Source organism: Stenotrophomonas maltophilia group sp. RNC7, from assembly GCF_030910085.1.
Taxonomy (GTDB): Bacteria; Pseudomonadota; Gammaproteobacteria; order Xanthomonadales; family Xanthomonadaceae; genus Stenotrophomonas; species Stenotrophomonas sepilia.
Genome location: NZ_JAVFVN010000613.1, coordinates 1 through 1,331, shown reverse-complemented (window position 1 = coordinate 1,331; position 1,331 = coordinate 1). Strand labels below are relative to the sequence as shown.

The 1,331-nt window shown below is 49.4% G+C and carries 1 protein-coding gene; it reads left to right on the top strand.

The genetic code is table 11. The features are described 5' to 3' along the window. Positions 1-100 precede the first annotated feature (100 nt). The coding region (locus RCF13_RS11745; RefSeq protein WP_308141206.1) for a hypothetical protein at positions 101-1,331 on the top strand (1,231 nt) is incomplete at its 3' end.

The window sequence follows — 1,331 nt, the reverse complement described above, 5'->3', positions numbered from 1 at the left end:
GCCTTGCTTGGCTTACAACGGCACGGCAGTAATTGGGACACAAAGAACATCTAACGGAACTTACACCGACTATTTGACCGCTGCACCGTCTAACGGAAGAGTGTCTTTCCAAGCGCAGGCGACCGTTGCGTGTTCTATTGATAATGTGTCTGTGCGCAAAGTGACGGCTGCATTCCAGTCTGCGGATGGCGCGTGGTGGGAGCTTCGCGCGGACGTTGCCGATAAAAATGTTCTTACGCCGTCCACTCCGTCGATGGGTATCAGTTCTGCAAAGATTAAGGACGATCTTTCCGGGAAATTCTCCGGCGCTGTTGTGCGCATTGTTTCTGATAAATTTCAGGACATAGTAAGCGCTCGGGACTTTGGTGCATTCGGCATGAGTAACGACTACACTACTGAACTTCAGACTTTTCTTAATCAGATGAAGCCAACTGGACTTAAGGCGTGGTTGCCGCGTGGTGAATATGGCGTTTCAAGTACATTGGTACTTGACAATGCTGGGACAAATTACCCTCCCGGTGTTCCGGCTGATAAAGACGATATACACTTTCGCACTCAGATTGTTGGGGATGGAGCAGGGACGACGGTGCTTAAAGGCGTCGGGCCGATAACAGTGCTGAAAATTCAAACAGGACTGGGGCGAGCAAAGCACGGCGGTTTCAGTATCGTGCGTGATAGCCTCACCTTGCGCGATGGTTTTGGAGTTTTGGTTGACCAAAGCCAAGGTCTCATTTTTGAAGATGTGATTGTAAAGGGGTTCCAAACCGGGGTAGTCAACCAAGATAGCTTCTCTGTCACTTACATCGGTCTAGACTGTATAGACTGCCTCACGGGTTTCGCTGGCGTATCAAATGGTGCTAGCCATGCAAATGACATCAACTTTGTTGGCAGTCGTTTTACGAATAACGTCAACGTCGGGGCATCATTTGTAAATCCAGTTACTCTGAACATCAGAGGCGGAACATTCGAAAGCAACGGTTCAGGTGCGTCCACGGACTACGGGCTGGCTATTTTTGGCGCTCCGAATGAAGGATCAATGGGGCTAAATTGCGAAGGAGTGTACTTCGAAAAGAACTGGGGCGGATCAGATATCTACATATCGAACTCAGGTGATCGCCCTGGGCTGCACAGGATCGTGGGAAACACTTTCAATAGAATTGACGCAACAAAGTTCACGATAAACAACATAATGGTCAAAAAGCAAACTGCGGCATTCATGAAGGTGGTCATTTCCGAAAACGCGTTCAACGGGTTCAACAATTACGTGCCTAGCGTTGGGCGCAAGTATTGGGTCGCGTCTGATGGTGGCGGTGGCGTGCCTTCTGTTGTTG